General features: G+C 69.7%; 27 protein-coding genes and 1 tRNA gene. 18 read left to right on the plus strand and 10 right to left on the minus strand.

Translation table 11 applies throughout. The features are described 5' to 3' along the window. The first annotated feature begins 84 nt into the window (after nucleotides 1-84). The 4 genes from KV394_RS13400 (at nucleotide 85) to KV394_RS13415 (ending at nucleotide 3,485) form a co-directional block, all read left to right on the plus strand. Entirely contained in the window at nucleotides 85-663 is a 579-nt protein-coding gene (locus KV394_RS13400; RefSeq protein WP_247981645.1) for a single-stranded DNA-binding protein, read from the plus strand. A gap of 73 nt (nucleotides 664-736) precedes the next feature. Next, on the plus strand, nucleotides 737-1,231 hold the full coding sequence (locus KV394_RS13405) for a DUF6993 domain-containing protein (RefSeq protein WP_206251289.1): 495 nt from the start codon (nucleotides 737-739) through the stop codon (nucleotides 1,229-1,231). An 81-nt stretch (nucleotides 1,232-1,312) separates the two neighbouring features. Then, nucleotides 1,313-2,992 carry an energy-dependent translational throttle protein EttA gene (ettA, locus tag KV394_RS13410; RefSeq protein WP_247981646.1) on the plus strand — a complete coding sequence of 560 codons (1,680 nt, stop codon included), beginning with the start codon at nucleotides 1,313-1,315 and terminating at the stop codon, nucleotides 2,990-2,992. A gap of 4 nt (nucleotides 2,993-2,996) precedes the next feature. Continuing rightward, nucleotides 2,997-3,485, plus strand: a complete 489-nt coding sequence (locus KV394_RS13415) for an acyl-CoA thioesterase (RefSeq protein WP_136037378.1) — start codon at nucleotides 2,997-2,999, stop codon at nucleotides 3,483-3,485. Nucleotides 3,486-3,521: 36 nt separating this feature from the next. Here the strand turns inward: KV394_RS13415 and KV394_RS13420 are convergent, their stop codons facing one another. Further along, nucleotides 3,522-4,412 carry an acyl-CoA thioesterase gene (locus KV394_RS13420; protein WP_136037377.1) on the minus strand — a complete coding sequence of 297 codons (891 nt, stop codon included), beginning with the start codon at nucleotides 4,410-4,412 and terminating at the stop codon, nucleotides 3,522-3,524. A gap of 51 nt (nucleotides 4,413-4,463) precedes the next feature. Here KV394_RS13420 and KV394_RS13425 point away from each other — a divergent pair, with 51 nt between their 5' ends. Further along, nucleotides 4,464-5,129 (plus strand): hypothetical protein, encoded by a 666-nt coding sequence (locus tag KV394_RS13425; RefSeq protein WP_247981647.1) that lies wholly within the window; start codon nucleotides 4,464-4,466, stop codon nucleotides 5,127-5,129. A 150-nt stretch (nucleotides 5,130-5,279) separates the two neighbouring features. Here the strand turns inward: KV394_RS13425 and KV394_RS13430 are convergent, their stop codons facing one another. The 4 genes from KV394_RS13430 to pepN all read right to left on the minus strand — a co-directional run bounded on the left by KV394_RS13430 (nucleotide 5,280) and on the right by pepN (nucleotide 11,094). After that, the gene (locus KV394_RS13430) at nucleotides 5,280-6,947 is read right to left on the minus strand and encodes an FAD-binding dehydrogenase (protein WP_247981648.1); all 1,668 of its coding nucleotides are present in this window, start codon (nucleotides 6,945-6,947) and stop codon (nucleotides 5,280-5,282) included. Then, a complete protein-coding gene (locus tag KV394_RS13435; RefSeq protein WP_136037375.1) occupies nucleotides 6,944-7,393 on the minus strand; it encodes a globin in 450 nt (149 codons plus the stop codon). Before KV394_RS13435 ends, KV394_RS13430 begins: the two co-directional genes overlap by 4 nt. Next, nucleotides 7,390-8,463, minus strand: coding sequence for a mechanosensitive ion channel family protein (locus KV394_RS13440; protein WP_247981649.1), 1,074 nt, complete (start codon nucleotides 8,461-8,463; stop codon nucleotides 7,390-7,392). Before KV394_RS13440 ends, KV394_RS13435 begins: the two co-directional genes overlap by 4 nt. A 78-nt stretch (nucleotides 8,464-8,541) precedes the next feature. Further along, nucleotides 8,542-11,094, minus strand: a complete 2,553-nt coding sequence (gene pepN / locus KV394_RS13445) for an aminopeptidase N (protein ID WP_247981650.1) — start codon at nucleotides 11,092-11,094, stop codon at nucleotides 8,542-8,544. A gap of 164 nt (nucleotides 11,095-11,258) precedes the next feature. Here pepN and KV394_RS13450 point away from each other — a divergent pair, with 164 nt between their 5' ends. Genes KV394_RS13450 through KV394_RS13470 form a run of 5 tightly spaced genes read left to right on the plus strand, consistent with a single transcriptional unit; the run spans nucleotide 11,259 to nucleotide 16,142 of the window. After that, nucleotides 11,259-12,443 (plus strand): ferrochelatase, encoded by a 1,185-nt coding sequence (locus KV394_RS13450; protein ID WP_136037372.1) that lies wholly within the window; start codon nucleotides 11,259-11,261, stop codon nucleotides 12,441-12,443. Between the two features lie 39 nt (nucleotides 12,444-12,482). After that, nucleotides 12,483-12,968, plus strand: coding sequence for a ribose-5-phosphate isomerase (locus KV394_RS13455; protein ID WP_136037371.1), 486 nt, complete (start codon nucleotides 12,483-12,485; stop codon nucleotides 12,966-12,968). Between the two features lies 1 nt (nucleotide 12,969). After that, a complete protein-coding gene (locus KV394_RS13460; protein WP_247981651.1) occupies nucleotides 12,970-13,968 on the plus strand; it encodes an Fpg/Nei family DNA glycosylase in 999 nt (332 codons plus the stop codon). 39 nt (nucleotides 13,969-14,007) lie between these two features. Next, a complete protein-coding gene (locus KV394_RS13465; protein ID WP_136031895.1) occupies nucleotides 14,008-14,649 on the plus strand; it encodes an FMN-binding negative transcriptional regulator in 642 nt (213 codons plus the stop codon). After that, nucleotides 14,646-16,142, plus strand: coding sequence for an amidohydrolase (locus KV394_RS13470; protein ID WP_247981652.1), 1,497 nt, complete (start codon nucleotides 14,646-14,648; stop codon nucleotides 16,140-16,142). The genes KV394_RS13465 and KV394_RS13470 overlap by 4 nt, the downstream gene beginning before the upstream one ends. A gap of 66 nt (nucleotides 16,143-16,208) precedes the next feature. Here the strand turns inward: KV394_RS13470 and KV394_RS13475 are convergent, their stop codons facing one another. Beyond that, nucleotides 16,209-16,694, minus strand: a complete 486-nt coding sequence (locus KV394_RS13475) for a Dps family protein (protein ID WP_136031899.1) — start codon at nucleotides 16,692-16,694, stop codon at nucleotides 16,209-16,211. A gap of 132 nt (nucleotides 16,695-16,826) precedes the next feature. Here KV394_RS13475 and KV394_RS13480 point away from each other — a divergent pair, with 132 nt between their 5' ends. From KV394_RS13480 to KV394_RS13495, 4 genes are all read left to right on the plus strand, one after another. Further along, the gene (locus tag KV394_RS13480; protein ID WP_247981653.1) at nucleotides 16,827-17,393 is read left to right on the plus strand and encodes a gamma carbonic anhydrase family protein; all 567 of its coding nucleotides are present in this window, start codon (nucleotides 16,827-16,829) and stop codon (nucleotides 17,391-17,393) included. Nucleotides 17,394-17,406: 13 nt separating this feature from the next. Continuing rightward, nucleotides 17,407-17,480, plus strand: a tRNA-Ile gene (locus tag KV394_RS13485). Between the two features lie 45 nt (nucleotides 17,481-17,525). Continuing rightward, the gene (locus KV394_RS13490; protein WP_407665446.1) at nucleotides 17,526-18,788 is read left to right on the plus strand and encodes a globin domain-containing protein; all 1,263 of its coding nucleotides are present in this window, start codon (nucleotides 17,526-17,528) and stop codon (nucleotides 18,786-18,788) included. A gap of 143 nt (nucleotides 18,789-18,931) precedes the next feature. Beyond that, the gene (locus tag KV394_RS13495) at nucleotides 18,932-19,192 is read left to right on the plus strand and encodes a DUF6458 family protein (protein ID WP_136031905.1); all 261 of its coding nucleotides are present in this window, start codon (nucleotides 18,932-18,934) and stop codon (nucleotides 19,190-19,192) included. Nucleotides 19,193-19,242: 50 nt separating this feature from the next. On the opposite strand, the gene KV394_RS13500 is transcribed toward KV394_RS13495, so the two are convergent. Next, nucleotides 19,243-19,560: a DUF7882 family protein gene (locus KV394_RS13500; RefSeq protein WP_136037366.1), complete on the minus strand. Its 318-nt coding sequence runs from the start codon at nucleotides 19,558-19,560 to the stop codon at nucleotides 19,243-19,245. A gap of 172 nt (nucleotides 19,561-19,732) precedes the next feature. Continuing rightward, a complete protein-coding gene (locus KV394_RS13505) occupies nucleotides 19,733-20,650 on the minus strand; it encodes a helix-turn-helix transcriptional regulator (protein ID WP_247981655.1) in 918 nt (305 codons plus the stop codon). Between the two features lie 111 nt (nucleotides 20,651-20,761). Between KV394_RS13505 and KV394_RS13510 the strand changes: the two genes are divergently transcribed. Further along, the gene (locus tag KV394_RS13510; protein ID WP_206251279.1) at nucleotides 20,762-21,661 is read left to right on the plus strand and encodes an alpha/beta fold hydrolase; all 900 of its coding nucleotides are present in this window, start codon (nucleotides 20,762-20,764) and stop codon (nucleotides 21,659-21,661) included. Here KV394_RS13510 and KV394_RS13515 read toward each other — a convergent pair. Then, a complete protein-coding gene (locus KV394_RS13515) occupies nucleotides 21,621-22,106 on the minus strand; it encodes an Lrp/AsnC family transcriptional regulator (RefSeq protein WP_136032312.1) in 486 nt (161 codons plus the stop codon). The genes KV394_RS13510 and KV394_RS13515 overlap by 41 nt on opposite strands. Nucleotides 22,107-22,275: 169 nt before the next feature. Here KV394_RS13515 and pdhA point away from each other — a divergent pair, with 169 nt between their 5' ends. The 3 genes from pdhA to KV394_RS13530 are packed head-to-tail and all read left to right on the plus strand — an operon-like array spanning nucleotide 22,276 to nucleotide 25,770. Next, complete coding sequence (gene pdhA, locus KV394_RS13520; protein WP_247981656.1) at nucleotides 22,276-23,391, plus strand: pyruvate dehydrogenase (acetyl-transferring) E1 component subunit alpha; 1,116 nt, start codon at nucleotides 22,276-22,278, stop codon at nucleotides 23,389-23,391. Between the two features lies 1 nt (nucleotide 23,392). Then, nucleotides 23,393-24,403 carry an alpha-ketoacid dehydrogenase subunit beta gene (locus tag KV394_RS13525; RefSeq protein WP_247981657.1) on the plus strand — a complete coding sequence of 337 codons (1,011 nt, stop codon included), beginning with the start codon at nucleotides 23,393-23,395 and terminating at the stop codon, nucleotides 24,401-24,403. Beyond that, a complete protein-coding gene (locus KV394_RS13530) occupies nucleotides 24,400-25,770 on the plus strand; it encodes a dihydrolipoamide acetyltransferase family protein (protein ID WP_247981658.1) in 1,371 nt (456 codons plus the stop codon). Before KV394_RS13525 ends, KV394_RS13530 begins: the two co-directional genes overlap by 4 nt. Here KV394_RS13530 and KV394_RS13535 read toward each other — a convergent pair. Further along, nucleotides 25,763-26,365, minus strand: coding sequence for a TetR/AcrR family transcriptional regulator (locus tag KV394_RS13535; protein WP_247981659.1), 603 nt, complete (start codon nucleotides 26,363-26,365; stop codon nucleotides 25,763-25,765). The genes KV394_RS13530 and KV394_RS13535 overlap by 8 nt on opposite strands. Between the last annotated feature and the right edge of the window lie 3 nt (nucleotides 26,366-26,368).

The following is a 26,368-nucleotide window of genomic DNA, read 5'->3' on the forward strand; positions in this document are numbered from 1 at the left end:
CGCGTGGATGCGTCAGTCGATGCTCCTGCCGTCACCGCAGGCTGGAGACATCCGGAGAGGCTCCGGCGACAGAAGGAGAACAGCATGACCGAGATGATCACCGTCGTGGGGCGAGTGGCGACCGATCCGCATCAGGGGCACACCGGCGCGGGGGTGCCCGTCACCAACTTCCGGCTGGCGAGCACGCACCGCCGCTTCGAACCGACGACCCAGACCTGGGTCGACTCCGAGACCAACTGGTTCTCCGTGGCGGCGTTCCGGCAGCTCGGTCAGAACGCCAGGGCGTCGCTGCGGGTGGGCGACAGCATCGTCGTGACCGGCCGCCTGCGCATCCGGGCCTGGGAGAGCAATGGGAAGCAGGGCACGAGTGCCGACATCGAAGCCGACGCGATCGGGCACGACCTGCGGTGGGGGACGACCGCGTTCCGGCCGTCGCCGAGACGCTCTCCGGAGACCGTGGCGGAGGGGGAGAAGGATGGGGAGCAGTCTCCCGGTGCCGACTCCGCGAGTGGAGGCGCGCGGACGACGGCGAGTGGCCGAACCGGAGACGATCTGGGTGACCTGTGGGGCATCGACGGTTCCGGGGACGGGGGTGCGGCGACGGACCAGGCGTTCCCCGACGGCTTCCTCGGAGCGGGAGCCAGGGTGTCGGCGGGGCAGTAGGGGCAGGCGCGCAGCGTCAGCCACGCACCGTCAGCACGCCGGGCTGTGGGTGTGGGCGACGTAGACTCGGCTCGTGCTCCGAACGGCCCCGTCACTCGCCCGCACCGCCCGCGCGTTCGTCGGAGCCGGTGCGATCCTCGTCCTCCTCGTCGGATGCACGGCCGCTGCCGGCGAGCATCCGACGCCGCCGAGCTCCCTGTCGCCCTCGCCCGCGGATACGGCGACGGCGTCGCCGGCACTGCAGCCCGAGGGCACCGCGGAAGACAATCTTCCGTATTTCCGGGCGATCGCGGAGGGTGTGTGGGCCTCGGAACAGCGGGCGGAGGGTCGGGCCTATATCGACGCGCTGGTGGCCGCGGGCTTCGATCGCACCGCCATGCAGGTCACGCCCGACCAGACCACCGTGGGCAACCCGGTGGAGAGCCTCCAGTTCTCGGTGCGCTGGGGAGAGGAGTCCTGCCTGGTGGGACAGGTCGGTCCCTCGACGGGACAGGTGGTGGCCGTCGTCATGCCCCAGCTCGCCGAGGGACGCTGCCTGGTCGGGACGACGCGTCCGATCGACTGGTGATGCTTCGGTCACGAACCCTGCCGCCGACGGCCGGTAGGCTGGAGTGTCGATCTTCGACGCCAACAGAAGGAGCGGTTTTCGGTGGCTGAGTACATCTACTCGATGGTGCGTGCGCGCAAGGCGGTGGGCGAGAAGCTCATCCTCGACGACGTCACGATGGCGTTCCTCCCGGGAGCGAAGATCGGCATGGTCGGCCCCAACGGCGCCGGCAAGTCGACGATCCTGAAGATCATGGCCGGGCTCGACACGCCATCAAACGGCGAGGCGAAGCTGTCGCCCGGCTATTCGGTCGGGATCCTCATGCAGGAGCCGGAGCTGGACGAGTCCAAGACCGTGCTGGAGAACATCCAGGACGGCATCGCGATCAAGGCGAAGCTCGACCGCTTCAATGAGATCTCGGCGCTGATGGCCGATCCCGATGCGGACTTCGACGCGCTGCTCGCCGAGATGGGCACCCTGCAGGAGGAGATCGACGCGGCCGACGGCTGGGACCTCGACTCCCAGCTCGAGCAGGCCATGGACGCACTGCGCACGCCCCCCGGCGACGCCGCGATCGCTCCCCTCTCCGGTGGAGAGAAGCGACGTGTCGCCCTCGCCAAGCTCCTGCTGCAGAAGCCGGATCTGCTGCTCCTCGACGAGCCGACCAACCACCTGGACGCGGAGAGTGTGCTGTGGCTCGAACAGCACCTGCAGTCGTACAAGGGCGCCGTCATCGCCATCACCCACGACCGGTACTTCCTCGACCACGTGGCCGAGTGGATCGCGGAGGTCGACCGCGGTCGGCTGATCGGCTACGAGGGCAACTACTCGACCTACCTGGAGAAGAAGGCCGAGCGTCTCGACATCCAGGGCAAGAAGGACGCGAAGCTCGCCAAGCGCCTCAAGGACGAGCTCGAATGGGTCCGTTCCAGTGCCAAGGGTCGCCAGACGAAGTCGAAGGCGCGACTCGCGCGCTACGAGGAGATGGCCGCGGAGGCGGAGCGGACGAGGAAGCTCGACTTCGAGGAGATCCAGATCCCCGCGGGGCCGCGCCTGGGCAACGTGGTCATCGAGGCGAGGAACCTGCAGAAGGGCTTCGACGGACGCTCGCTGATCGATGGCCTCAGCTTCAGCCTTCCGCCGAACGGAATCGTCGGCGTGATCGGTCCGAACGGCGTCGGCAAGACCACACTGTTCAAGACCATCGTCGGTCTCGAGCCCCTCGACGGCGGCGACCTGAAGATCGGCGAGACGGTCAAGATCAGCTACGTCGACCAGTCGCGCTCGTCGATCGACCCGAACAAGACGCTGTGGGAGGTCGTCTCCGACGGGCTCGACTTCATCACGGTCGGCAAGACGGAGATCCCCTCGCGGGCCTACGTGTCGAAGTTCGGCTTCAAGGGTCCTGACCAGCAGAAGAAGGCCGGTGTGCTCTCGGGCGGTGAGCGCAACCGCCTGAACCTCGCGCTCACGCTGAAGGAGGGCGGCAACCTGCTGCTCCTCGACGAGCCGACCAACGACCTCGACGTCGAGACGCTGAGCTCGCTGGAGAACGCCCTTCTCGAGTTCCCCGGCTGTGCCGTGGTCATCACCCACGACCGGTGGTTCCTCGACCGCATTGCGACGCACATCCTGGCGTACGAGGGCACCGACGAGAAACCCGACCAGTGGTACTGGTTCGAGGGCAACTTCGAGGCCTACGAGCAGAACAAGATCGAGCGCCTCGGGCCCGACGCGGCCAAGCCGCACCGGTCGACGCACCGCAAGCTCACGCGCGACTGACCCGATGACTGCGCCTTCGCCGGGAACCCGCCTGCACATCCCGATCCACCTCCGCTGGGGGGATCTGGACGCGTTCAACCACGTCAACAACACCTCGATGCTCAAGCTGCTCGAGGAGGCGCGCGTCCGCGCGTTCTGGCGGGCGGGTCCCGGCGAGGAGGCGCCGTCCACCGCGGTGCTCGACTCCGGCATCGACGAGGGCATCCTGACGCTGATCGCCCGGCAGGAGATCGAGTACCTCGCGCCGGTGCCGTATCAGCGTCGACCGCTCGAGGTGCAGATGTGGTTCGGCAAGCTCGGCGGATCCAGTGTCGAGGTCTGCTACGAGGTGCACAACGACCCGGCCGCGGAGCCGCGGGTGCTGTACGCGCGGTCGACAGCAGTGATCGTGCTCGTCGAGGCCGCGACGGGTCGCCCCACGCGACTCACCTCCGAGATGCGCGAGGCCTGGGAGCCGTACGTCGGCCCCTCCATCGAGTACGCGCACCGCTGACCTCGACGGCCGTGTGACCCGCGCCGAACGCTCGGATCAGGATGCCTCCGACGGCACGCGGATCATGATCTCCTGCGCCACGCTCGCCACCAGCGAGCCGTCGCGCGTGTAGATCCGCCCGGTGGCCAGCCCGCGCCCGCCGCGCGCGTTCGGGGACTCCTGCGCGTACAGCAGCCACTCGTCGACGCGCGCGGGACGGTGCCACCACATCGCGTGATCGAGGCTCGCGACCTTGAGTCCCTGGTGTGCCCACGAGACCCCGTGCGCGCGCAGGATGGACTCCTGGATCGTCATGTCGCTGAGGTACGCAAGTGCCGCGCGATGCAGCCGCTGGTCGTCGGGGAGCGGAGCGCGCAGTCGCATCCAGACGGCCTGACGCGGGACCCGGGCATCGTCGTTGGGGAGGTACAGCGGCGACTCGACGTGACGGATGTCCGCGGCGCGATCGGTGAGCATCCGCCGCGCGCCCCCGGTGAGTCCGGGAACGCGATCCTCGTCGGGGGACAGCGTCTCCGGGTCGGGCACGCCCTCGGGCATGGGCTCCGCGTGCTCGACTCCGGGATCCGCATCCTGGAAGGACGCGATCATCGAGAAGATCGGCACCCCGTTCTGGTACGCCTGCGTGCGGCGCGTCGAGAATGAGCGGCCGTCATGGATGCGGTCGACGGCGATCGTGATGCCCTGACTCGCGTCACCGGGCCGCAGGAAATAGCCGTGCATCGAATGGACGGCGCGATCCTCCGGCAGGGTGCGCTCCGCCGCGAGGAGCGTCTGCGCCAGCACCTGGCCTCCGTAGATGCGGCCGCTCGGCATCGGGTGCGAGGAGCCCGTGAAGATGTCCTCGGTCGTCCGGGCCTGGGTGGCGTCGAGGTCGAGAACCTCGAGGAGTCGATCGACGGTCTGGATGGCGTGGTCGTCCGCGCTCATGGGTTCCTCTCCGCGACCGCAGGCGCCGCACCTCTTGGTAGTTTAGAACGCGTGCCGCCTACGCTCCTGCTCGCCGATCCCGACACGGCGAAGGATGTCCTGACGTTCGTGGGCCGCGCCGGTCGCGCGGGTGACGGGGGAGTACGACTTCAGGCCTCGCGCGGGGTCCTGGCGCTCACCACGGCCGTGCTCTCGCCGCAGACCCTGTTCGATCAGACCCCCACGATCCTCGCGATGCGTATCGTGCACGCGGACCCTGAGCTCGAATGCGACCTGGTCGTCGACAGCCTGTCGCCCGCCGACACCCCCGAACGCCTCATGCTGCCGGACACCGGCCTGTCGCCGTCCTGGGCCGGGGTGTCCCCGCCGCGCCAGGGCTGGACCGTGGAGGCGTCGCTGGAGGCGTCCGTCGTCGCGCAGCGCGCACAGTGGGGGATCTCCGCCGTGGCGCGGGGGGCGGGCACCGGCTCGGGCGAGGAAGCGGTTCGCGCGCTCCGAGCGGCCATCTGGGGCGAGCCCGACGACGATCTCGGCGGGCTGCCGCGCGGTGTGGCGTTCGCCGCCGACGCCATGGGCTTCATCTCGGGCGAGGAACAGGTCGGGGTGTCGCGCGCCGGTCGCTGGTCGCGGCTCGCCTTCCGTCGCGGGCATGTGCTGGCACGAGGCCCCGTGGCGTCCGGGCTCACGGGCGTGCGGGCCACCGGCACCCGAGCCTGACGGCGCCGCCACCACGGCGCGACGGGACGGGCGCCAGCGCCTGATGGGACGGTCGAAGCGCCGGCGTGACCCGAGGGGGAGAGCCCCGCTCGTCGATTGACCGCGCCGGGGCGTATCCGACGGTTTCGTCACGAGCCGTGTGGCGCGGGGTCAGTCCGCCGCCGCGGCGGCCGACCTTCCCGCCCGTCGCCCGGAGAACAGGCACCCGCCGAGGAACGTGCCCTCCAACGCCCGGTACCCGTGGACACCGCCACCGCCGAAGCCGCTCGCCTCGCCCGCGGCAAACAGGCCAGGGATCGGGATGCCCTGGGCGTCCAGCGCACGACCGTCGAGGTCGGTATGGATGCCGCCGAGCGACTTGCGGGTGAGGACGTGCAGCTTGACCGCGATCAACGGGCCGGCGGCCGGGTCCTGCAGCCGGTGCGGCGCTGCCGTCCGGATGAGCTTGTCACCGCGGTAGCCGCGCATCGAGCGCAGCATGCCGATCTGGGCATCCTTTGTGAACTCGTTCTCGATCTCGCGGTCGCGCGCGACCACCTCGCGCCGCACGGTGTCGATGTCGAGCAGCTCGCCACCGTCATGCCGGCTCATCTGCTCCAACAGCGACTCCAGGTCGTTCTCGACGATGAAGTCCTGTCCCTCGTCGAGGAACGCCTGGACGGGGCCGGTCGGTCCCTTGGCGAGCCGCGACTTCAGCAGCAGCCCCACATCCTTGCCAGTGAGGTCGGGGTTCTGCTCGCTGCCGGACAGGGCGAACTCCTTCTCCACGATCTGCCGCGACGTGACGAACCAGGAGTGGTCGTGACCGGTGCGCCGGAGGTGCGCGAGCGTCCCGAGCGTGTCGAACCCGGGGAACAGCGGCACGGGGAGGCGCGCGCCCGTCGCGTCGAGCCACAGGGACGAGGGGCCGGGGAGGATGCGGATGCCGTGCGCGGGCCACACCGGATCCCAGTTCGTGATCCCCTCCACGTAATGCCACATGCGGTCGCCGTTGATCAGGCGGGCGCCGGCGGCCGCGGTGACGGCCTGCATCGAGCCGTCGACATACGCCGGGACGCCGGAGAGCATGTGCGCCGGCGGCGTTCCCAGCCGTTCGGGCCACGCCGCACGGACGAGCTCGTGGTTGCCGCCGATCCCTCCGGACGACACGACGGTCGCCTTCGCCGTGATCTCGAACGCGCCGATCACCTCGCGGGAGGAAGGCACTCCCCGTTCCGCACCGCTGGAGGCGAGGACGGAGCCGCGGGCGCCGGTGACACGTCCATCCGTGACGATGAGGCTCTCCACGCGGTGCCGCGCGAGCACGGTGAGCCGACCGCTGCGCTCGCCCTCCTCGACGGCCGCGGCGAAGGGGGCGACGATCCCGGGGCCGGTGCCCCAGGTGATGTGGAATCGCGGCACCGAGTTGCCCGGTCCGATCGCGCCGTAGCCGCCGCGCTCCGCCCAGCCGACCACGGGGAAGAAGCCCACGCCGAGGCTGCGCAGCCATGAGCGCTTCTCTCCGGCGGCGAACTGCAGATACGCCTCGGCCCAGCGGCGCGGCCACTCGTCCTCCGGGCGGTCGAAGCCCGCGTTGCCGAACCAGTCCTGGGTGGCGAGCTCGAGCGAGTCCTTGATGCCGAATCGGCGCTGCTCGGGGGAGTCCACGAAGAAGAGTCCGCCGAACGACCACCACGCCTGGCCGCCGAGGTTCGTCCGCGGCTCCTGGTCGACGACGATGACCCGGCGCCCGGCCGCCAGTGCTTCGCGGGCGGCGACCAGTCCGGCCAGCCCCCAACCGATCACCAGGACGTCCGTGGTCGGGGGCTTCGTCGTCATGTGTTCTCCGTTGATTCCTGACGTGCGCGGGTCTCGAGCGTCGGGCGCCCGTGGGGAGTCGTGCCGATGCCGGACGGCTCGAATGTGTTCACCATGGCATAGGCGGCGCGCTCCAGGTAGTCCCAGAGCGTGGATTCGTGCAGCGGAGACAATCGAGCCTCGTCGACGGCGGTGCGCATGTGACGAAGCCAACGATCACGCGCGTCGGGGTCGATGTGGAACGGCATGTGACGCATGCGCAGGCGCGGGTGTCCGCGGGTCTCGCCGTACGTGGTCGGACCGCCCCAGTACTGTTCCAGGAACATCCGCAGGCGGTCCTCGGCGGGACCCAGATCCTCCTCGGGATACATCGGCTTGAGCACCGGATCGAGGGCGACCTCGCGGTAGAACACGGAGACGATCTTCCGGAACGTCTCTGCGCCCCCGACCTCGTCGTAGAACGTCATCTGTCGCCACTCCCTTCGGTCGACGGCTTCTTGCGGCGCCAGATGCCGCGGTCCGGGATGACCGGCACGCCCGTGACGGCGTTCGGCCGGGTCTTCGGCGGGTTCGCCCCGCGTACGCGCCGTGCGCCTTCGAGCCCCGTCGGCACGACATCGGACATGCGCGGCACCGCGATCTCCTTCTCCAGCAGAGCGGCCCGCAGCCGGCGCCGCAGCTCCTGTGCGACGTCGTCTCTGGCGTTCGCCCTGGTCTTGATGACGACGCGGACCACGAGGGCGTCGCCGTCGATGGATTCCAGGCCCCACAGCTCGGGCTTCTCGACGATGCGCGTCCGCCACTTGGGGTCCTTCGCGAGGCCCTGTGCCGTCTCGAGCATGATGTGCTCGACCTGGTCGAGGTCGGCGTCCGGCGCGACGCCGGTGTCGACGATCGCGCGCGCCCAGCCCTGCGACATGTTGCCGATGCGCGTGACCTCGCCGTTGCGGACGTACCAGAGCGTGCCGTTCACGTCGCGGACCTGGGTAATGCGCACGCTCACGTACTCGACCACGCCGCTCGCCAGACCAAGGTCGACCACGTCACCGATGCCGATCTGGTCCTCCGCGACGAGGAACATCCCGTTGAGCACATCTTTGACGATGTTCTGGGCGCCGAAACCGAGACCAGCGCCCACGGCGGCGGTCAGCAGCGTGAGCGACCCGAGCAGGCTGGGACTGAGAGCGTTCACGACCAGCACGATCGCGATGACCACCAGCATCACGTTGACGATGTTCTGGAGGATCGTGCCCAGGGTCCTCGTGCGCTGGACCAGACGCATATCGGCGAGCGGAGAGCGTTCGAGCGCCTGGGTGTCGTCGACCGACGCCTTGTTCTTCGCGCTGTCCACGATCCGGTGCACGACGCGCCTGATCACGCCCCGCAGCACGAAAGCGATCACCACGCAGGAGGCGATGATGATCGCGACGACGAGCGCTTTGCCGCCGATGTGTCCGAGCAGGGTCAGCAGATCCTGGACCCAGTCGGGAAGCGGGGTGGGAGTGGGGTCTGGCGTGGTCTCGAGGGGGAGGATCATCACTGCCGAGTTTACCGAGCGGGCCTCTGCCCCGGCTGGAAGCGCGGCGGCAGAGGCCCGGACGGACAGTGGCGCCGATCAGTCCTCGGCGTCGCGGGACTGCGCCGCCAGCGCGCGCTCGACGTCGGCGAGGTTCTCCAGCACGAGGCGACGGAGCGCCGGCGGAGCGTCCTGGTGCGAGGACAGCCACGAGCGCGTCGCGTCGCGCAGCGCCACGTCGGCCAGAGCCGTGGGGAACAGTCCGACGATGAGGTACTGGGCGATCTGGTAGGTGCGCGACTCCCACACCGGCAGCAGCATCTCGAAGTACTTCGGCACGAACTCGCCGAGCACTTCGGCGCCTGCGGGGTGCACGAAGCCGAGGGCTGCCGACCGGACGATCGTGTTCGGCGCGTCATCCCGCTCGATCAGAGAGGCCCACGCGGCCTGCTTCGAGGCGGCGTCGGGAAGAGCGGCTCGTGCCTGTGCGGCGAACTCCGCGCCCTTGGCGGTGTTGTCGGCGGCGAGAGCGGCGTCGATCGTCGCGGCGTCCGTCGCTCCGATGGTCGCGAGTCCGACGAGCAGCTGCCAGTTCAGGTCGGCGTCGATCTCGAGACCGGGGAGGGTCTCCTCGCCGGAGCGCAGGCGCCCGACGATGCCGGCGTGCTCAGGGGTGACCAGGGCGTTCGCGAACGCCGTGACGAACTGGAGCTGGCTGTCGCTGCCCGCCTCTGCGGCTTCGGCGAGGGCCCACAGGCCGTCCGCGACCTTGAGCCGCGCCGCCTGGCGCTCCTCGGGTCGCACGTACAGCGTGGCGGCCGTGCGCAGCTGGGCGAGTGTCGTGCGGACCGTGGTCGACTCGGTCTCGCGGCCGATGTTGCCCAGCACGAGGTCGATGTAGTCCGAGGCCGCCGTCTCCGCGTCGCGCGTCTGGTCCCAGGCGGCGCCCCACACGAGGGAGCGCGCAAGCGGGTCGTGGATGTCGGCGAGGTGTGCGATCGCCGTCGCCAGCGACTTCTCGTCGAGACGGATCTTGGCGTAGGCGAGGTCGTCGTCGTTCAGCAGGATCAGGTCGGGGCGCGCGAGGCCCTGCAGTTCGGGGACCTCGGTGCGGTCGCCGTCGACATCGACCTCGACGTGGTGGACGCGCGTGAGCGTGCCGTCCTGCAGCGAGTAGAAGCCGATGCCCAGGCGGTGCGGACGGATGGTCGGGTAGTCCGCCGGGGCGGTCTGGGTGATCGCGAAACGCGAGATCTTGCCGTCGTCGCCCTCGGCCACCACGGGCTCGAGCGTGTTGACGCCGGCCGTCTCCAGCCACTTCTTCGACCAGGTGCCCAGGTCGCGTCCACTCGTGGCCTCGAGCTCCGACAGCAGGTCGCTGAGCTCGGTGTTGCCCCACGAGTGCTTCTGGAAGTACTGCGACACCCCGGCGAAGAACGCCTCGATGCCGACCCACGCGGCGAGCTGCTTCAGCACCGAGCCGCCCTTGGCGTAGGTGATGCCGTCGAAGTTGACCTGCACGTCTTCCAGGTCGTTGATCTCCGCGACGATCGGGTGCGTAGAGGGGAGCTGATCCTGGCGATAGGCCCAGGTCTTCTCCATCGCGTTGAACGTGGTCCAGGCCTCGGTCCATTCGGTGGCCTCGGCCGTCGCGATGGTGGAGGCCCACTCCGCGAACGACTCGTTGAGCCACAGGTCGTTCCACCACTTCATGGTGACCAGGTCGCCGAACCACATGTGCGCGAGCTCGTGCAGGATCGTGACGACCCGGCGCTCCTTGACGGCGTCGGTGACCTTGCTGCGGAAGACGTAGGTCTCGGTGAACGTGACCGCACCCGCGTTCTCCATCGCCCCGGCGTTGAACTCGGGCACGAACAGCTGGTCGTACTTCGCGAACGGGTAGGGGACGCCGAACTTCGATTCGAAGTACGCGAAGCCCTCACGGGTCTTGTCGAAGATGTAGTCGGCGTCGAGGTGCTGCCACAGGCTCTTGCGGCCGTAGACGCCGAGCGGGATCACGCGGCCGGAGGCGCTGGTGAGCTCGGAGAACGTGGACTCGTAGGGTCCCGCGACGAGGGCGGTGATGTACGAGGAGATGCGCGGCGTCGGCTCGAAGCCCCAGGTGGCGGTGACGTCGTCGTCGTGCACGATGGGCTCGGGCGTGGGGGAGTTGGACACGACCTTCCACGCCGCGGGCGCCGTGACCGTGAACTGGAACGTCGCCTTGAGGTCGGGCTGCTCGAAGACCGCGAAGACGCGGCGCGAGTCCGGCACCTCGAACTGCGAGTACAGGTAGACCTCGCCGTCGACGGGGTCGACGAATCGGTGCAGGCCCTCGCCCGTGTTGGTGTAGAGGCAGTCCGCGTCGACGACGAGCACGTTCTCGGCCTGCAACCCGGACAGCGCGATGCGAGAGTCGGCGAAGACCTCCTGCGGGTCGAGCTGCTCGCCGTTGAGAGAGATCTCGCGCACGTCGCGGGCGATCAGATCGATGAAGGTGAAACCGTCGGGCGTCGCGGAGAAGCGCACGACGCTGCGGGAACCGAAGACCTCGGCGCCCTTCGTCAGATCGAGGGCGACCTCATAGGAGTGCGTGTCGATGACATCGCGGCGCTCCTGCGCTTCGATTCGGGTGAGGTTCTCTCCAGGCACAGCTGTACTCCCAGGGGTGAGGGGATGTCACCGGGGTCGGCGCAGTTGGCGCCGACGGCAACCATGACAGCCTACGCCAGTGCGCGAGGCGGGCTCACGCTCTGTGCGCATTCTCCCGGCGGCGAGCGGACACCGGTGCCTCGACGAGGTGGGAGGATGGAGGGGTGACTGCGATCGAGCCGAATGTCGTCCCCTTTGCCTCGCCTGCCGCCGCCAGCGGTGCGCCCTTCGTGACCACGCCCGTCGCGTACGATGCGATCCTCCTCGCCGGCTTCGGTGGCCCGGAGGGTCAGGAGGACGTGATCCCGTTCCTCCGCAACGTCACGCGCGGCCGCGGCATCCCCGATGAGCGGTTGGAGGAGGTCGCGCACCACTATCGTCACTTCGGCGGAGTGAGCCCCATCAACGGGCAGAACCGCGTGCTCAAGGAGGCGCTCGAGCAGGCGCTCGTCGCGCGCGGCATCGAGCTGCCCGTGTACTGGGGCAACCGCAACTGGGCCCCCTACCTCGAGGAGGTCGTGCCCGAGGCGGCGCGCAACGGGCACACCACGCTGCTCGCGTTCGCCACGAGCGCCTACAGCTCGTTCTCCAGCTGCCGCCAGTACCGCGAGGACTTCGCGCGCGTGCTGGAGGAGACCGGCCTCGGGGAGACCGTCACGATCGACAAGATCCGCCCGTTCTACGACCACCCGGGTTTCGTCGAGGCCTTCGAGTCGGGAGTGCGGGAGGCCATCGAGGGCTTCCTGGCGCAGGGCATCGCCGCGCCGGACATCCAGATCCTGTTCTCGACGCACAGCATCCCGACGGCCGACGCCGAGCGGTCCGGCGCGCGCGACATCGACTGGGGCGAGGGCGGCGCCTATGCCGCGCAGCACCTGGCCGTCGCGGCCTGGGTGATGGACCGGGTACGGCAGTCCGTGCCGGCGGCGGCCGACGTGGCCTGGGAGCTCGTCTACCAGTCGCGCTCGGGGCCCGCGTCGCAGCCGTGGCTCGAGCCGGACGTGTGCGACGTGATCGGTGAGCTTCCCGCGCGAGGGCGGCGCGCGGTCGCGGTCGTGCCGGTGGGATTCATGAGCGACCACATGGAGGTGCTCTGGGATCTCGACACCGAGGCGGCGGAGGCGGCGGAGGACGCGGGACTCGCGTTCACGCGCACGCCGACGCCTGGCGTGTCGCCGACGTTCGTCGAGGGGATCGTCGACCTGATCGAAGAGCGGCTGCAGGGGCGTCCGAACGAGGAGCGCGCTCACGTCACGTCGCTCCCCGGCGGCTTCGACGTCTGCCGGCCCGGCTGCTGCGAGAACGTCAGGGCGGGGTTCAAGCCGGCGGCCGCCGGCGTCGCCCCGTGACCGGAACGGGTGTCGGCGGCCGCTTCTAGGATGGAAGCCATGCGCATCCACATCGCCACCGATCACGCTGGACTCGATTTCTCCACGCAGCTGCAGGAGCACCTGCGGGCGGCGGGGCACGAGGTCGTCGACCACGGTCCGGTGGAGTACGACGCGCTCGACGACTACCCGGCGTTCTGCATCCGGGCTGCTCAGGCGGTGGTCGCCGATCAGGAGGCGGGCGTCGAGGCGCTGGGTGTCGTGTTCGGCGGATCCGGCAACGGCGAGCAGATCGCGGCGAACAAGGTGCGCGGTGTCCGCGCGGCCCTGGTGTGGAACCTCTCCACGGCCGAGCTCGCACGGGAGCACAACGACGCCAACGTGATCTCCATCGGCGCGCGGCAGCACACGTACGACGAGGTGACCTCCTTCATCGACCGGTTCATCTCGACCCCGTTCTCGGGCGATGAGCGTCATGTGCGCCGCATCGGACAGATCGCCGACTTCGAGCGCGACGGCTCGCTGCTCCCGGATCCGCGGGGCTGACATGCCCGAGGGTCACTCCGTCCACCGCATCGCCCGGCAGTTCGACCGCAACTTCGTCGGCAAGGTGCTCTGCGCCTCCAGCCCCCAGGGACGCTTCGCCGAGGGCGCGGCGATCCTCGACGGGCGCACGGCGACGAGCGTGCAGGCGGTCGGCAAGCAGATGTTCCTGGAGACCGAGGGCGACCTGTGGCTTCGCGTGCACCTCGGGCTCTACGGTGCCTGGGACTTCGCTGGCGAGATCCTCGTCGACCCCACGATCGCGTCTGCGAATGGTCGTATGGGTCAGACGAACCAGCGAGGCACCGTGCTGGAGGACCCGATCCTGGACGACGCCGGAGAGAACTCTCTCGCCTCGATCGGCGCCCCGCGACGCACGCGGGTGCACGTGCGCATGTCCGAGCAGACGAAGGGTCTCGCGGACGAGGGGGTGGAATGGCCGCCGCCCGTGGTGGGGCAGGTGCGTCTGCGGCTCATGACCGACATCACGGCCGCCGACCTGCGCGGCCCTACGGCGTGCGTCCTGCAGACGCCCGAGGAGATGCTCGCGACGGTCGCCAAGCTCGGTCCGGATCCGCTCGTCGGCGATCCGGCCGAGAACGAGGAGCGCTTCGTCCGTGCGGTGCGCAAGAAGTCGACGCCCATCGCGCTGCTGCTGATGGACCAGGCGGTGGTGAGCGGCATCGGCAATGTGTATCGCGCGGAGATGCTCTACCGGCAGCGGCTCAATCCGCACACGCCCGGACGAGACGTGCCGGAGGATGTGGTGCGCGCCCTCTGGCACGACTGGGTGCGCCTGCTGGCGATCGGTGTCGAGACGGGGCAGATGATGACGATGGACGACCTGTCGCCCGACGAGTACCGTGCTGCGATGGCGAGCCGCGACGACCGGCATTGGGTGTACCACCGCGCCGGACTCCCGTGCCGGGTCTGCGGCACCGAGATCGCGCTCGAGGAGATCGGCGCGCGCAAGCTCTACTGGTGCCCCCGCTGCCAGGCGTGAGTCCGCGCTGGCGTGTGCGGGCGCCCCTAGGCTGAATCCATGCGACAGAATCCGAGCTTCACGCTCGCCGACGTGACCGAGATCCGGCGCGTGATCGAGGCCAACCCCTGGGCCACCATCGTGAGTTCGACCGACGACGGGCTCGTCGCCTCGCACTATGCCGTGCTGCTCGACGACGACCGCGACGACCTGACGATCGTGGCGCACGTCGGGCGTCCCGACGACCTCATCCACGGGCTGGGGGAGCGGGAACTGCTGGTGGTCTTCCAGGGCCCGCACGGCTACGTGTCGCCCGGCTGGTACGGCGATGTCCCCGCGGTGCCCACATGGAACTACACCGCCGTGCACCTGGCGGGCACACCCGAGATCCTGACGCCGGACGAGAACCTGCGGGTGCTCGACCGCCTCGTGGAGCGGTTCGAGAACGGCATGCCCGAGCCGCGGCTGATGTGGCAGCGTCCCAACGACGCCGCGTTCGTGGAACGGCTCGCCGCAGGGACAGTGGGATTCCGCCTCACCCCCGCGCGCGTCGTCGCAAAGCGCAAGCTCAGCCAGAACAAGCCCGTCGAGACGATCGAGTCGGTGATCGCGGCACTCGAGAGCGAAGGCCCGTACACCAACCGTCCTCTGGCGGCGGAGATGCGGCGCGCTCAGGTGGCGCGCGAGGGGAACCGGGCATGACGGCGCGGAACGACACCGTCGGTACGGTGCGCGCCGTTCGTCTGGCCGGTCCCGGCCGGGAGTTCCTCATCGACGACGAGCCGGTGGACCTTCACCTCGACGGCGGCGTCATCGTCGACATCGCGCCGACCGGCGCCCTGCGACCGCGTGGACAGGTGCTCGACGCCGATGGTCTCTGGGCGGTCCCCGGCTTGTGGGACAACCACGTGCACACGGTCCAGTGGGCGCTGGCGGCGGAGCGGGTCCCGTTGCATGACACGACCTCGGCGGCGGAAGCCGCGCTGCGGATGGGCGAGGCGCCGACGCTCCCCGACGGACGCCGCGTCGGTACGGGATTCCGCGACGCCCTGTGGCCGGATCGGCCGAGCCTGGAGCTGCTGGACGCGACGACGGGAGCGGCGCCCACCTACCTCATCAACGCCGACGTGCACAGCGTGTGGCTGAACACCGCTGCTCTCGCCCGCGAAGGCTTCCGTGCTGACGACGGGGTCCTGCGCGAAGAGGACGCCTTCGAGATCTCGCGCCGCCTCAACGCGGTCGACCCGGCGCACAGCGACGAGGCCGTGCTCCGCGCCGGTGAGGCCGCAGCGGCGCGAGGCGTCACCGGACTGGTCGATTTCGACATGGCGTGGAACGCCGCTGCCTGGCCGCGCCGCATCCGTGCGGGCTTCGCCTCGCACCGCGTGGAGTTCGCGTTCTATCCCACAGACCTCGATCGTGCCGTTACCGAAGGGCTGCGTAGCGGCGAGCCGCACGAGGAACCGGACACTCCCGCCGAGGCGCGCGGTCTGATCCGTGTCGGCTCGCTCAAGATCATCACGGACGGGTCGCTGGGAACCCGCACCGCCGCGTGCTCTCACGCCTATCCGGACGACCCCGGCAACTACGGGGTCCTGACGGTACCGGGCGATGAGCTCGTCGCCCTGCTGACCACCGCGACCGGCGCGGGCATCACGGCGGCCGTGCACGCCATCGGCGACCGCGCTGTCACGTCCGCCCTCGACGCCTTCATGGTCACCGGGGCGACCGGTTCCCTGGAGCATGCCCAGCTCGTGCGTCATGCCGACCTGGCGCGGTTCGCGCGCCTCGGTGTGATCGCCAGCGTGCAGCCGCAGCACGCCGTCGACGACCGTGACTTCGTCGAGCACCACTGGGCAGGGCAGACCTCTCTCGGCTACCCGCTGTCGTCTCTGTTCGCCGCTGGTGCCGAGGTACGGTTCGGTTCCGACGCCCCGGTGGCGCCCCTCGACCCGTGGCAGGCTCTGTCGGCGGCGGTCTGGCGCACGGATGATGAGCGGGAATCGTGGCACCCGGAGGAACGCCTCACGGTCGACCAGGCGTTGAGCGCCAGCGTGCGCTCCACGCTCCGCCCCGGGGAGATCGCCGATATCGCGCTCACGTCCGCGGATCCGCGCACCGCAGATGCCGCCGCGTTGCGCGCGATGCCCGTGGCCGCCACCCTTCTCGCGGGCCGCGTGACCCACGTCGGCTGAGCCCCGCGCACGCGGAGAGGGCGGCCCCGGTATCCCGGGGCCGCCCTCTCCGAAGGTGCTGACTGGTCAGGCCGCGATGTGCGAAACGAGGAACCAGCGGTCCTTCTCCAGTCCGCGCTGGATCTCGATCGCGACGTCCTGGCTGGTCAGGTCGACCTCGTCGAGGCCCTCGACGGCCGCCTTGACGTCGACGAGGATGGCGTCGATATCGGCGATGACCGCGCGGATGAGTTCATCCGACTGCGCGAAGCCGGCGGCGACCGACGTCGAACCGGCCTTCTCTGCGACGGCCGAGACGCGCGCGTCGATCGGGAGTCCGAGGGCGACGATCCGCTCTGCGGCGGTGTCGGCGAAGTCGCCGGCGTGGGCGACGATGGTGTCGAGGAGTTCGTGGACGCCGACGAAGTTCGCCCCGCGCACGTGCCAGTGCGCCTGCTTGCCGTTGATGGTCAGGGCCTGAAGGCCGAGGACGACGGGGGAGAGGAACTGCGCGGCGCCGGCGGCGACGGTGGGGTCGATGGCGGTGGGGGAAACGGTCTGTGCCTTGCTCATCTTGTGCTCCTCCGGGAGATTCTCGTGTCTGATGGGAACAACGCTACTCAGCTGAAAATGTTCCGCAAGCAAGATGAGGCATCGCTTACCGCCGCGAATCGGCGCGGGACGGGCGACGGCTAGAGTCGCTGCATGAGCGACGACGCGACCATCCTGTCTCTGCCCGGCCGCACTCCCGATCTCGACGACTCGGTGTTCCTCGCTGCGGGCGCCAGGGTGATCGGGGAGGTGACCATCGGGGAAGGGTCCAGCGTCTGGTACAACGCGGTCCTCCGGGCGGACTCCGCTGCGATCACGATGGGCGCCGGCAGCAACGCGCAGGACAACGTGTCGATCCATGTCGACAGCGGACACCCGGTCGTGATCGGAGACGATGTCTCGATCGGGCACAACGCCGTCGTGCACGGCTGTCGGATCGGCGACGGTTCGCTCATCGGAATGGGAGCCGTGGTGCTGTCAGGCGCCCGTATCGGCTCGGAGTGCCTCATCGCCGGCGGCGCGCTCGTGCTCGGCGCCGCGGAGGTGCCGGACGGCTCGCTGGTGGCGGGCGTCCCGGCCCGCGTTCGTCGCGCGCTGAGCGACGAGGAGCGTGCCGGGTTACGGGAGAACGCTCGGATCTATCGCGCACACGTCGAGACCCATCGTGGTGCGGCGCACGCCGACGCGTCCGGGGAGGAGAGCGGTTCGGACGGGAGGTAGTCTCGGAGGGCAGGGGGCGGTGGCCAAGCTGGTTAAGGCAGTGGGCTCATAACCCAACGATCGCGGGTTCAAGTCCCGCCCGCCCTACGACTCGGATTTGCACGGGATCCATGCCGCCATGGGGCGCACCGGATGAGGAGGCTGAGAGCATCCGCACTCCGAAGGGAAGTCATGCAGCTCTCACCAGAATCCGAGACCGTCGTTCGCGCCACCGCCGGTGTGGTCGCCGAGCACGCCGAGGAGATCACTCGACTGTTCTATCCGCGGATGTTCGCGGCGCACCCCGAGCTTCTCAGGGTCTTCAACCGGGCGCACCAGGCGCACGGTGAGCAGCCGAGGGCACTCGCCGCCTCGGTCGTCGCATTTGCCGTGTCCCTGATCGATCCCGAGGCGCCCGATTTCACGCCCGTGATGCGGCGTATCGCTCACAAGCACGTCTCGCTCGGGATCCGCGCGCGTCAGTACACGATCGTGGGACACCATCTGCTCGACGCCGTGGGGATCGTGCTGGGCGACGCGGTGACCCCGGAGGTCCGTGCTGCCTGGGACGAGGTGTACTGGCTGTTCGGGTGCTCACTCATCGCGGAAGAGGCTCGACTGTATGCGTTGGCCGGCACCGACCCCGAACACCCGTGGCGCAAGCACCGCGTGGTCGAGCGGATCGCGGAGGCCGACGACGTGATCACCCTCGTGCTCGAACCCCTCGACGGTGCGGTCGCCGATCACCGCGCGGGGCAGTACGTGGCCGTCGCCGTGGATCTGCCGGACGGCTCACGGCAGCCGCGTCAGTACACGCTGTCGTCTGCGCCCGGGGGCGGAGCACTGCGGGTGACCGTGAAGCGGGTGCGCGGGGTCGATGGTACGCCCGACGGCCAGGTGTCCACGTGGCTGCACGACAACGCGATGCCCGGCACGATCCTCGACGTCTCACAGCCCGCCGGTGACGTCGTCCTCGATGAGTCGCACGACCCGCTGGTGCTGGTCTCGGCAGGGATCGGCATCACCCCGGTCGCGGCGATGCTGGACGGCGTTCGACGCACGCAGCCCGAGCGCACTGTGCGGCTCTTCCATGCCGATCGCACACCGTCGTCGCACGCGCTGGTCGGCCCCGTGCAGGAGAACCTCAGCGGCCTGGAGGATGCGACGGCGGTGCGCTGGTACTCGTCGGCCCCGACGGACGCTCCTGTCCTCGACGGCGTGCGCGCCGGGCGGATGGACCTGACGGATGTCGAGCTTCCCGCCGGGGCACGGGTGCTCCTGTGCGGCCCCCTCGGCTTCATGCGCGACATGCGCGCGTCACTGCTCGGGCGCGGCGTCCCCGCGGAGCGGATCGACTACGAGGTGTTCGGCCCCGACACCTGGATGCGCCATCCAGCGGACGCGTCGGCGGCGTGAGCAGCGACCGGTCGCGGACTCCGGTTCACCGGGGCCTTCCGACAGCGGAACGCCAGGAGAGGGCCGTGTCAAGCCCCTCCTGTCGACCTTCTGGACGCGCCACCCTCTTTCTGTGCGGCGTCCGCCGCTGAACGGGAGGCAACATGAGCATCGGCACTGGAATCGTGCTCTTCGTGATCGGGGCGATCCTCGTCTTCGCGGTGAACGTCGAGGTGACCTGGGTGAATCTCGACATGGTCGGATACATCCTCATGGGAGCCGGAGTCGTCGTCTTCTTGATCGGCATCGTGCTCCTGGCACGTCGCCGTCGGACCGAGACCGTCTCGCGCACGTATGTCGATCCCGCCACGGGGGAACCCACCACCCGACGGTCGGTGAGCTCGAGTTCCGACGACGGGCTCTGAGCGACACGGACGGCTCGCGGGGACCCTGGGCCCCGCGAGCCGTCTGCGTGTCAGCTGATGTCGGCGCCCTCGAGATGCTCCTCGACGAGGGTGATGCCGCCGCTCGAGTTCGCGGAATGGGCGAGCTCCTCGATCCACCGTCGACTCAGTTCCGGCGGCTCGGGAGCGTCGAACACGAAGCGCAGCGGGATGGAGGGGTGCAGCCACAGCGTCGAACGGCCGGGTGCGTCGCCCTCGGGGTGCCGCCAGGAGAGCGTGAAGCTCTCATTGCGACGAAGCTTGGTGGCGATGACGACCTTGAGGTGGGCGAGCGCCCTGTCGTCGATCTGGATCGGGGTCTGAGTGTCTCCGTAGTAGAGGCTTCCCATCGTCAACCGACCTTGGTGCTGCAGAGGACTGCGGTGTTCATGGGGGCTCCTCGAAACATGCTGGGGGCCGGACGGGGTGATCCGGATACTTCGGACTCTAATCGGCTCAGCCGATAGAGCCCGAGAGGGCGCGCAACTCGCCGTCACGCACGAAACAAGTGTGCGCGCGGTGTCAGGTCCGGGGCAACGTTGGCGGCATGGAGTACGCCTCACGATAGGCCGCGGCGAAGCGCGAGGAGTTGCTGAACCCCCACCGCCGCGCGATCGTCGCCACGGAGGCCCCGTTGCGGGCCAGCAGGTCTCTATGGGCTCCGTCGAGGCGGGCCCGACGCAGTGCCTCGGTGGGGGTGATGTCGAGCGCCCGACGGAAGGCGTACTGAAGTCCCCGCGTGGACATGTACGCGGCGGCTGCCACGTCATCGATCGTGATCGGGAGATGGGCGTTGTCGTCGATGTACGCGAGGGCGCGCCGCACCGACGCAGGGGCGCCCGACCGCTGGCTCGGCCGGCGCAACGCATCGCTGAAGGTCGTCGAGAAGCTGGTCATGGTGAGCATGAGCGCGTGGCGCTCCAACTCCTTCATCACCAGCGGGTCGAGGGCCTCGCCTTCGACGAGAGTGCCGTCGAGGTAGGAGAACATCGATCCCCATCGTTCGGCATCGGCGGGCGAGTGGGGGGAGAGCCCGGTGGCTTTGAGCTGGACCCGGTCGTCACCGGTCACCTGACGCAGGGCCGTCTCGGCGTGCGTCCGATCGAACACGATCGCGCGCACGCGAGCGCCACGCTCCCACGTCGCGTCCACCTGTGCTCCGTCGGTGATCCACGGCACACCGCCGTGTAGCGTTTGACGATGCGACCACACCTGCGCGTCCGGAGCATCCACGCGGCACACCAGCAGTTGATCGTCCGGCTGCGTTCTGGCGTGCACCTGTGCGGCGAGGTCGTAACGGAGGACCGTGGTGGCCCCGAGCTCCATCGAACGCCAATCGAAGCGGAAGCGATGGGGGTCGACGTCTTCGAGCGTGGCGGACGGCACGAACTGCTTCCAGGTGGGCTCCACCTGCGCGACATCCCTGGATGTGAACTGCACCTTCGGCCCCTCGTTGCGTGACCGACCCGAAGAGGAAGGCCACTTGGGACGATAACCCATGATGCTGACACCGAGGCAGAGGGTGTTGACGGTCGCTCGTAGACTCGGGGTATGACCGTGCCTTCCCCCTACGCGGACCGCCTGAGCACCCTGCCCGTGGAGCGCCACGAGGTCGCCGTCCGCGGCGGTGTCACGGCGTACTGGGAGTACGGTCCGCGCGACGCCGACACGACCATCGTCGCCGTGCACGGGTTCCGCGGCGAGCACCACGGCCTCGAGCCGGTGCTCGCGTACCTTCCGGAGGTGCGGGTGCTGGTCCCGGATCTCCCGGGCTTCGGGGAGACCGCGCCGCTCCCCGGACGGCGCCACGACCTGGACGAATACGCCGCGTGGTTGTCGGACTTCGTCGCAGCCACCGCCCCCGGAGCGGTGATCCTCGGCCACTCCTTCGGCTCCATCGTCGCGGCGGCCGCCGTCGCGGGAGGTCTCGCGACGCCGCGCCTGATCCTCCTCAACCCCATTGGCGCGCCGGCACTGGAGGGGCCGAAGGGGCTGATGACCCGGCTGGCGGTGCTCTACTACGCCCTCGGCGCGAAGCTGCCCGACCGGCTCGGTACCGCGGTGCTGCGAAACCGGGTCATCGTGCGCGTGATGAGCATCACGATGGCGAAGACCCGCGACCCGGGGCTGCGCCGCTTCATCCACGATCAGCACGACACCTACTTCTCCCGGTTCTCCGACCGCGATGTGCTGCACGATGCGTTCGTCGCGAGCGTGTCGCACGACGTGCGCGAGTTCGCGCCGCGCATCGACGTGCCGACGCTGCTGGTCGCGGCGCAGCGCGATGACATCACGCCCATCGAGGCGGAGCGGCGGCTGGCGACCCTGTTCGCCGACGCGGAACTCGTCGAGATCGCCCACGTCGGTCATCTGATCCACTACGAGACCCCGGTCGAAGCAGCCGGGGCGATCAGGCGCTTCCTGAGGATTCCCGTCGCGCGAGGCCGATGAGCCCCGCCACCCGGAACGGGATCACCTCGCCCATGGCCAGGGAGGTCTCGGTGCGCTCGACCCCGTCGATCGACAGGATGCGCGCGTCGGTGTCGAACAGGTGTCTGGCATCGCGGCAGGCGACCCGGGCGAGCAAGTCGATCGATCCGCTGAGTCCGTGCGCCTGGACGACCTCAGGGATGCGCGCGAGCTCGGTGATGATGCGGGGCAACTCGGTCTGACGAACGCCGATGCTCACGAAGGCCTGCAGCGGGAAGCCCAGGACGTCGGGAGAGAAGGCGCGCTCGTAGGAGAGGAAGACGCCGGTCTGATCCAGGCGGGCCATCCGCGCCTGGATCGTGTTGCGAGACAGCCCCATCTTCTCCGCGAGCGCGACGATCGTGATCCGCGGATCGTCGGCGAGCGACGCGAGCAGCTCGAGATCGATTCGGTCCAGTCCAGGCATAGTGCCAAACCCTAGCAGGCTCGAACTGGCGAAAAATGAGCAACATGCTCAAGTGGTGGACGATTGCTTGAGCGAGGTGTTGAGCAGACGTACCCTCAGACCATGCCGGTGATGACGCCGGCACCGTTGCGCGGAGCCCCACGAGGGCCGCCGGACGAGGAGGACGACGATGTCACCGCAGGCCACACCGATCGCAGACACCGCCCAGGATCTGGAACTCTCGGAGCGCCTTCTCGCCCCGGACGGGTCCCGCGTTCAGAACCCGCGCCTCGACCCGTTCGTCGTGGACGTGGACGCCGCGCAGCTCCGCGCGCTCCACCGCGACATGGTCGTACTCCGTCGCATCGACGCGGAGGGCGTGGCGCTGCAGCGTCAGGGTCAGCTCGGACTGTGGGCGCCGTGTCAGGGCCAGGAGGCGACGCAGATCGGCACCGCTCGAGCTCTCGACCCCCGCGACTTCGTGTTCCCCAGCTACCGCGAGACCGGCGTGATCTACGCGCGCGGCGCCCAGCCGGGCGATTACGTGCGCATGTGGCGCGGGGAGGAGGGGGCGGCGTACGACCCCGCCGCTCTCGGTGTCGCGCCGCTGCAGATCATCATCGGCGCGCAGACGCTCCACGCCGTCGGCTACGCACTGGGGATCCAGCACGAGAAGGCGCCGGAAGTGGCGGTCACCTATTTCGGGGACGGTGCGACGAGTCAGGGTGACGTGAACGAGGCGATGATCTTCGCCGCCTCGTACCAGGCCCCCGTCGTGTTCGTGTGTCAGAACAACCACTGGGCGATCTCGGAGCCGGTCGCGGTGCAGTCGCAGTACCCGATCGCGGGACGGGCGCCCGGATTCGGGATCCCCAGCCTGCGGGTCGACGGCAACGACGTGCTTGCGTGCCTGGCGGCGATGCGGTGGGCCCTCGACCATGCGCGTTCCGGCCGTGGACCCGCGTACATCGAGGCCGTGACCTACCGCATGGGCCCGCACACCACCGCGGACGACCCCACCCGGTACCGCGACGACGCGGAGCTGGAGGCCTGGCGTCGGCGGGATCCGATCGCTCGGCTCGAGGCGTACCTGCGCAGTGTGGGGGAGTTCGACGACGACCACGTGGCGGACACGCAGGCGGCGGCTGACGCGGTGGCGAAGGAGATGCGGGCGGCCTGTCTCGGAATGGTCACGCGTCCGCCGCTGGCCGTGTTCGACGGCGTGTACGCCGAGCCGCACACGGGGCTGGAGCGTCAGCGCGACGAATACGCCGCGTATCTCGCGTCGTTCGAGAGCGAGGTGTGACATGACCCAGCTCACGCTCGGCAAGGCCCTCGGCGCCGGACTGCGTCAGGCCATGCGCGACGACGACAAGGTCGTGCTCCTCGGCGAGGACATCGGCAAGCTCGGAGGGGTGTTCCGCATCACCGATGGGCTGCTCGACGAGTTCGGCGCCGCGCGCGTGATCGACACCCCGCTCGCCGAGTCGGGCATCGTCGGCACGGCGGTCGGGCTCGCGTTCCGCGGCTACCGCCCGGTGGTCGAGATCCAGTTCGACGGCTTCGTGTACCCGGCATTCGATCAGATCGTGTCGCAGGTGGCGAAGCTGCACTATCGGACTCAGGGCCGGGTGAAGATGCCCCTCACGATCCGCATCCCGTGGGCCGGGGGCATCGGAGCCGCGGAGCACCACTCCGAGTCGCCGGAGGCCTACTTCGCGCACACCGCGGGGCTGCGCGTCGTCGCGGTGTCGAACCCGGAGGACGCGTACCGCAGCCTGCGCCAGGCGATCGCCTCGGACGACCCTGTCGTCTTCTTCGAGCCCAAGCGCCTCTACCACCACAAGGGCGAGGTCGACCTGGAGGCACCGCTCGCCGACGCGCCGCCGATGGGACTCGCCCGTGTGGTCCGTGCGGGCACGGACGCGACGGTGATCGCCTACGGTGCGATGGTGACGACGGCGCTGCAGGCCGCCGACGCCGCTGAAGACGAGGGGCTGTCGTTGGAGGTCGTCGATCTCCGCTCGCTCTCGCCCGTGGACTACGACTCGGTCGCCTCCTCGGTGCGCAAGACGGGCCGGGTCGTGGTCGCGCATGAAGCCTCCAGGGAAGCCGGGCTCGGTGCCGAGGTCATCGCCAGCATCACCGAGCGCTGCTTCGAGTACCTCGAGCACGCGCCGCTGCGCGTGACCGGACACGACGTGCCGTATCCGCCCGCGAAGCTCGAGAAGTACCATCTGCCCGACCTCGACCGCATCCTCGACGCCGTGGATCGCGTGATGGACCGCCCGAACAGCCTGACGGGAGCGGACGCATGATCGCCGAGTTCCGTCTGCCCGACCTGGGGGAAGGGCTCACCGAGGCGGAGGTCGTGCAGTGGCTCGTCTCGCCCGGCGAGAAGGTGGCGCTGAACCAGACCCTCGCCGAGGTCGAGACCGCGAAGGCCGTGGTGGAACTGCCCTCGCCCTACGAGGGCACCGTGTCCAGCCTGCATGCCGAGGCGGGCGAGACCGTGGCGGTGGGGGCACCGCTCATCGCCTTCGACGTCGCCGGTGAGGAACCGCAGACTCCGACCCCCGCGGTCGAGGGTGCCGAGGCCGAAGGCAGCGAGAAGACGCAGCCGAACCTCGTCGGCTACGGTGCTGCTCCCACGACGGCGGGCCGGCCCGCGCGGCGTGCCCGTCGGATCGGTGGCGCGAGTCCGGCGGCGGACACCGCGGTGCTGGAGGCCGCCCCCCACGACGCCTCGCCCTCGGCGTCCGTGGAGACCGTGATCGAACGGCCGCGCTCGACGCCGCCCGTGCGGGCGCACGCGAAGCGCCTCGGCGTCGACCTGGTGCTGGTCGCGGCGGAGGTCGGCGACCGGCTGATCACACGTCAGGATGTCGACGCGTACGCCGAGCGGCTCGCGGCCCGCTCGGACGCGACGCGCACGCCCGCGCCCGTGCCGGGGAGTGCCGCTCGTCCGACCGGCCACCAGCCCGACCGCGAGACCCGCATCCCGATCCGGGGAGTGCGCAAGCACACCGCGGCGGCGATGGTGCAGAGCGCGTTCACGGCGCCGCACGTCACCGTGTTCCACACGGTCGACGTCACCGCGACGATGGACCTGCTGGCACGACTGCGCGAGGACCGCGCACTCAGTGGCCACCGGATCGGTCCGCTCGCCGTCGTCGCGAAGGCGGTGTGCCTTGCCCTCGGCGGAGCGCCGGGCCTGAACGCGCGGTGGGATGAAGAGGCGGGCGAGATCGTCCAGCACGGCTACGTCGACCTCGGGATCGCCGCGGCGACCGACCGGGGCCTGATCGTGCCGATGATCCGCGATGCGGAGCGGATGACCCTGGTCGAACTCGCGGATGCCATCGCGTCGCTCGCGGAGACGGCCCGCGCGGGCAAGACGTCGCCCGCGGAGCTGTCCGGTGGCACGTTCTCGATCTCGAACATCGGAGTGTTCGGCGTGGATGCCGGGACGCCGATCCTGCCGCCGGGTCAGTCGGGCATCCTCGCGGTCGGCGCGGTCAGGCGGCAGCCGTGGGAACACGCCGGGGAGATCGCGCTGCGTCAGGTGATGACGCTGAGCCTCTCGTTCGACCACCGGATCGTGGACGGCGCGGAGGGCGCCGCGTTCCTGAAGGCCGTGGCCGACGTACTCGAGGAGCCCGGCAGGGCGATGCTGCTCAGATGAGGGCGCGCAGCGCCGCCTCCGCCATCGTGACCAGCACGGTCGCGGTGGCGGAGTGCCGCCTCATCGCGGCGCGCGTGCTGTGGGGCGTCGAGTTGATCAGCCCGAAGCACGCCTGGACGCGCAGCCGGAGTTCGTCGCGGGCGACGTCGTCGCGGGGATCGATCGCCGCGAGCGCGTCCATCCAGAGCTCGATGTAGGCACGCTGGAGCCGGCGGACCTCGGCGCGATCGCCGTCGGCCAGATGCGCGACGTCGCGGTCCTGCACCTGGATGACCTCGGCGTTGCCGAGAGCGAAGTCCACGTGGAACCGGATGAGCGCGCGCATGCGCTCCTGGGGGTCCGCGGCGGCGGTCGCCACGCGGTCACCCCCGTCGACCAGGTCGTGGCTGACCTTGACGAGCACGGCGCCGAGCAGCGCCTGTTTCCCCGCGAAGTGTCGATAGACGGCGGGGCCGGAGACGCCGACCGCGGCACCGATCTCCTCGAGGCTCACGCCGGTGTAGCCGCGATCGGCGAACAGCCGGGCGGCAGCGTGCAGCAGCGCGTCGGACCGTTCGGCTTTCGCACGGTCCCTGGCGGTGAGCGGGCTTGTCATCTC

The organism is Microbacterium sufflavum, assembly GCF_023101165.1.
Taxonomy (GTDB): Bacteria; Actinomycetota; Actinomycetes; order Actinomycetales; family Microbacteriaceae; genus Microbacterium; species Microbacterium sufflavum.

Coding starts and splice junctions, on each gene's coding strand:
- KV394_RS13510 (WP_206251279.1), top strand. CDS start 20,762: ATGACCGTGCCTTCCCCCTACGCGGACCGCCTGAGCACCCTGCCCGTG.
- KV394_RS13535 (WP_247981659.1), bottom strand. CDS start 26,365: ATGACAAGCCCGCTCACCGCCAGGGACCGTGCGAAAGCCGAACGGTCC.
- pdhA (WP_247981656.1), top strand. CDS start 22,276: ATGTCACCGCAGGCCACACCGATCGCAGACACCGCCCAGGATCTGGAA.
- KV394_RS13475 (WP_136031899.1), bottom strand. CDS start 16,694: ATGAGCAAGGCACAGACCGTTTCCCCCACCGCCATCGACCCCACCGTC.
- KV394_RS13430 (WP_247981648.1), bottom strand. CDS start 6,947: ATGACGACGAAGCCCCCGACCACGGACGTCCTGGTGATCGGTTGGGGG.
- KV394_RS13515 (WP_136032312.1), bottom strand. CDS start 22,106: ATGCCTGGACTGGACCGAATCGATCTCGAGCTGCTCGCGTCGCTCGCC.
- KV394_RS13455 (WP_136037371.1), top strand. CDS start 12,483: ATGCGCATCCACATCGCCACCGATCACGCTGGACTCGATTTCTCCACG.
- KV394_RS13465 (WP_136031895.1), top strand. CDS start 14,008: ATGCGACAGAATCCGAGCTTCACGCTCGCCGACGTGACCGAGATCCGG.
- KV394_RS13480 (WP_247981653.1), top strand. CDS start 16,827: ATGAGCGACGACGCGACCATCCTGTCTCTGCCCGGCCGCACTCCCGAT.
- KV394_RS13420 (WP_136037377.1), bottom strand. CDS start 4,412: ATGAGCGCGGACGACCACGCCATCCAGACCGTCGATCGACTCCTCGAG.
- KV394_RS13435 (WP_136037375.1), bottom strand. CDS start 7,393: ATGACGTTCTACGACGAGGTCGGGGGCGCAGAGACGTTCCGGAAGATC.
- KV394_RS13495 (WP_136031905.1), top strand. CDS start 18,932: ATGAGCATCGGCACTGGAATCGTGCTCTTCGTGATCGGGGCGATCCTC.
- KV394_RS13400 (WP_247981645.1), top strand. CDS start 85: ATGACCGAGATGATCACCGTCGTGGGGCGAGTGGCGACCGATCCGCAT.
- KV394_RS13460 (WP_247981651.1), top strand. CDS start 12,970: ATGCCCGAGGGTCACTCCGTCCACCGCATCGCCCGGCAGTTCGACCGC.
- KV394_RS13470 (WP_247981652.1), top strand. CDS start 14,646: ATGACGGCGCGGAACGACACCGTCGGTACGGTGCGCGCCGTTCGTCTG.
- KV394_RS13500 (WP_136037366.1), bottom strand. CDS start 19,560: ATGGGAAGCCTCTACTACGGAGACACTCAGACCCCGATCCAGATCGAC.
- KV394_RS13440 (WP_247981649.1), bottom strand. CDS start 8,463: ATGATCCTCCCCCTCGAGACCACGCCAGACCCCACTCCCACCCCGCTT.
- KV394_RS13530 (WP_247981658.1), top strand. CDS start 24,400: ATGATCGCCGAGTTCCGTCTGCCCGACCTGGGGGAAGGGCTCACCGAG.
- KV394_RS13415 (WP_136037378.1), top strand. CDS start 2,997: ATGACTGCGCCTTCGCCGGGAACCCGCCTGCACATCCCGATCCACCTC.
- KV394_RS13490 (WP_407665446.1), top strand. CDS start 17,526: ATGAGGAGGCTGAGAGCATCCGCACTCCGAAGGGAAGTCATGCAGCTC.
- KV394_RS13525 (WP_247981657.1), top strand. CDS start 23,393: ATGACCCAGCTCACGCTCGGCAAGGCCCTCGGCGCCGGACTGCGTCAG.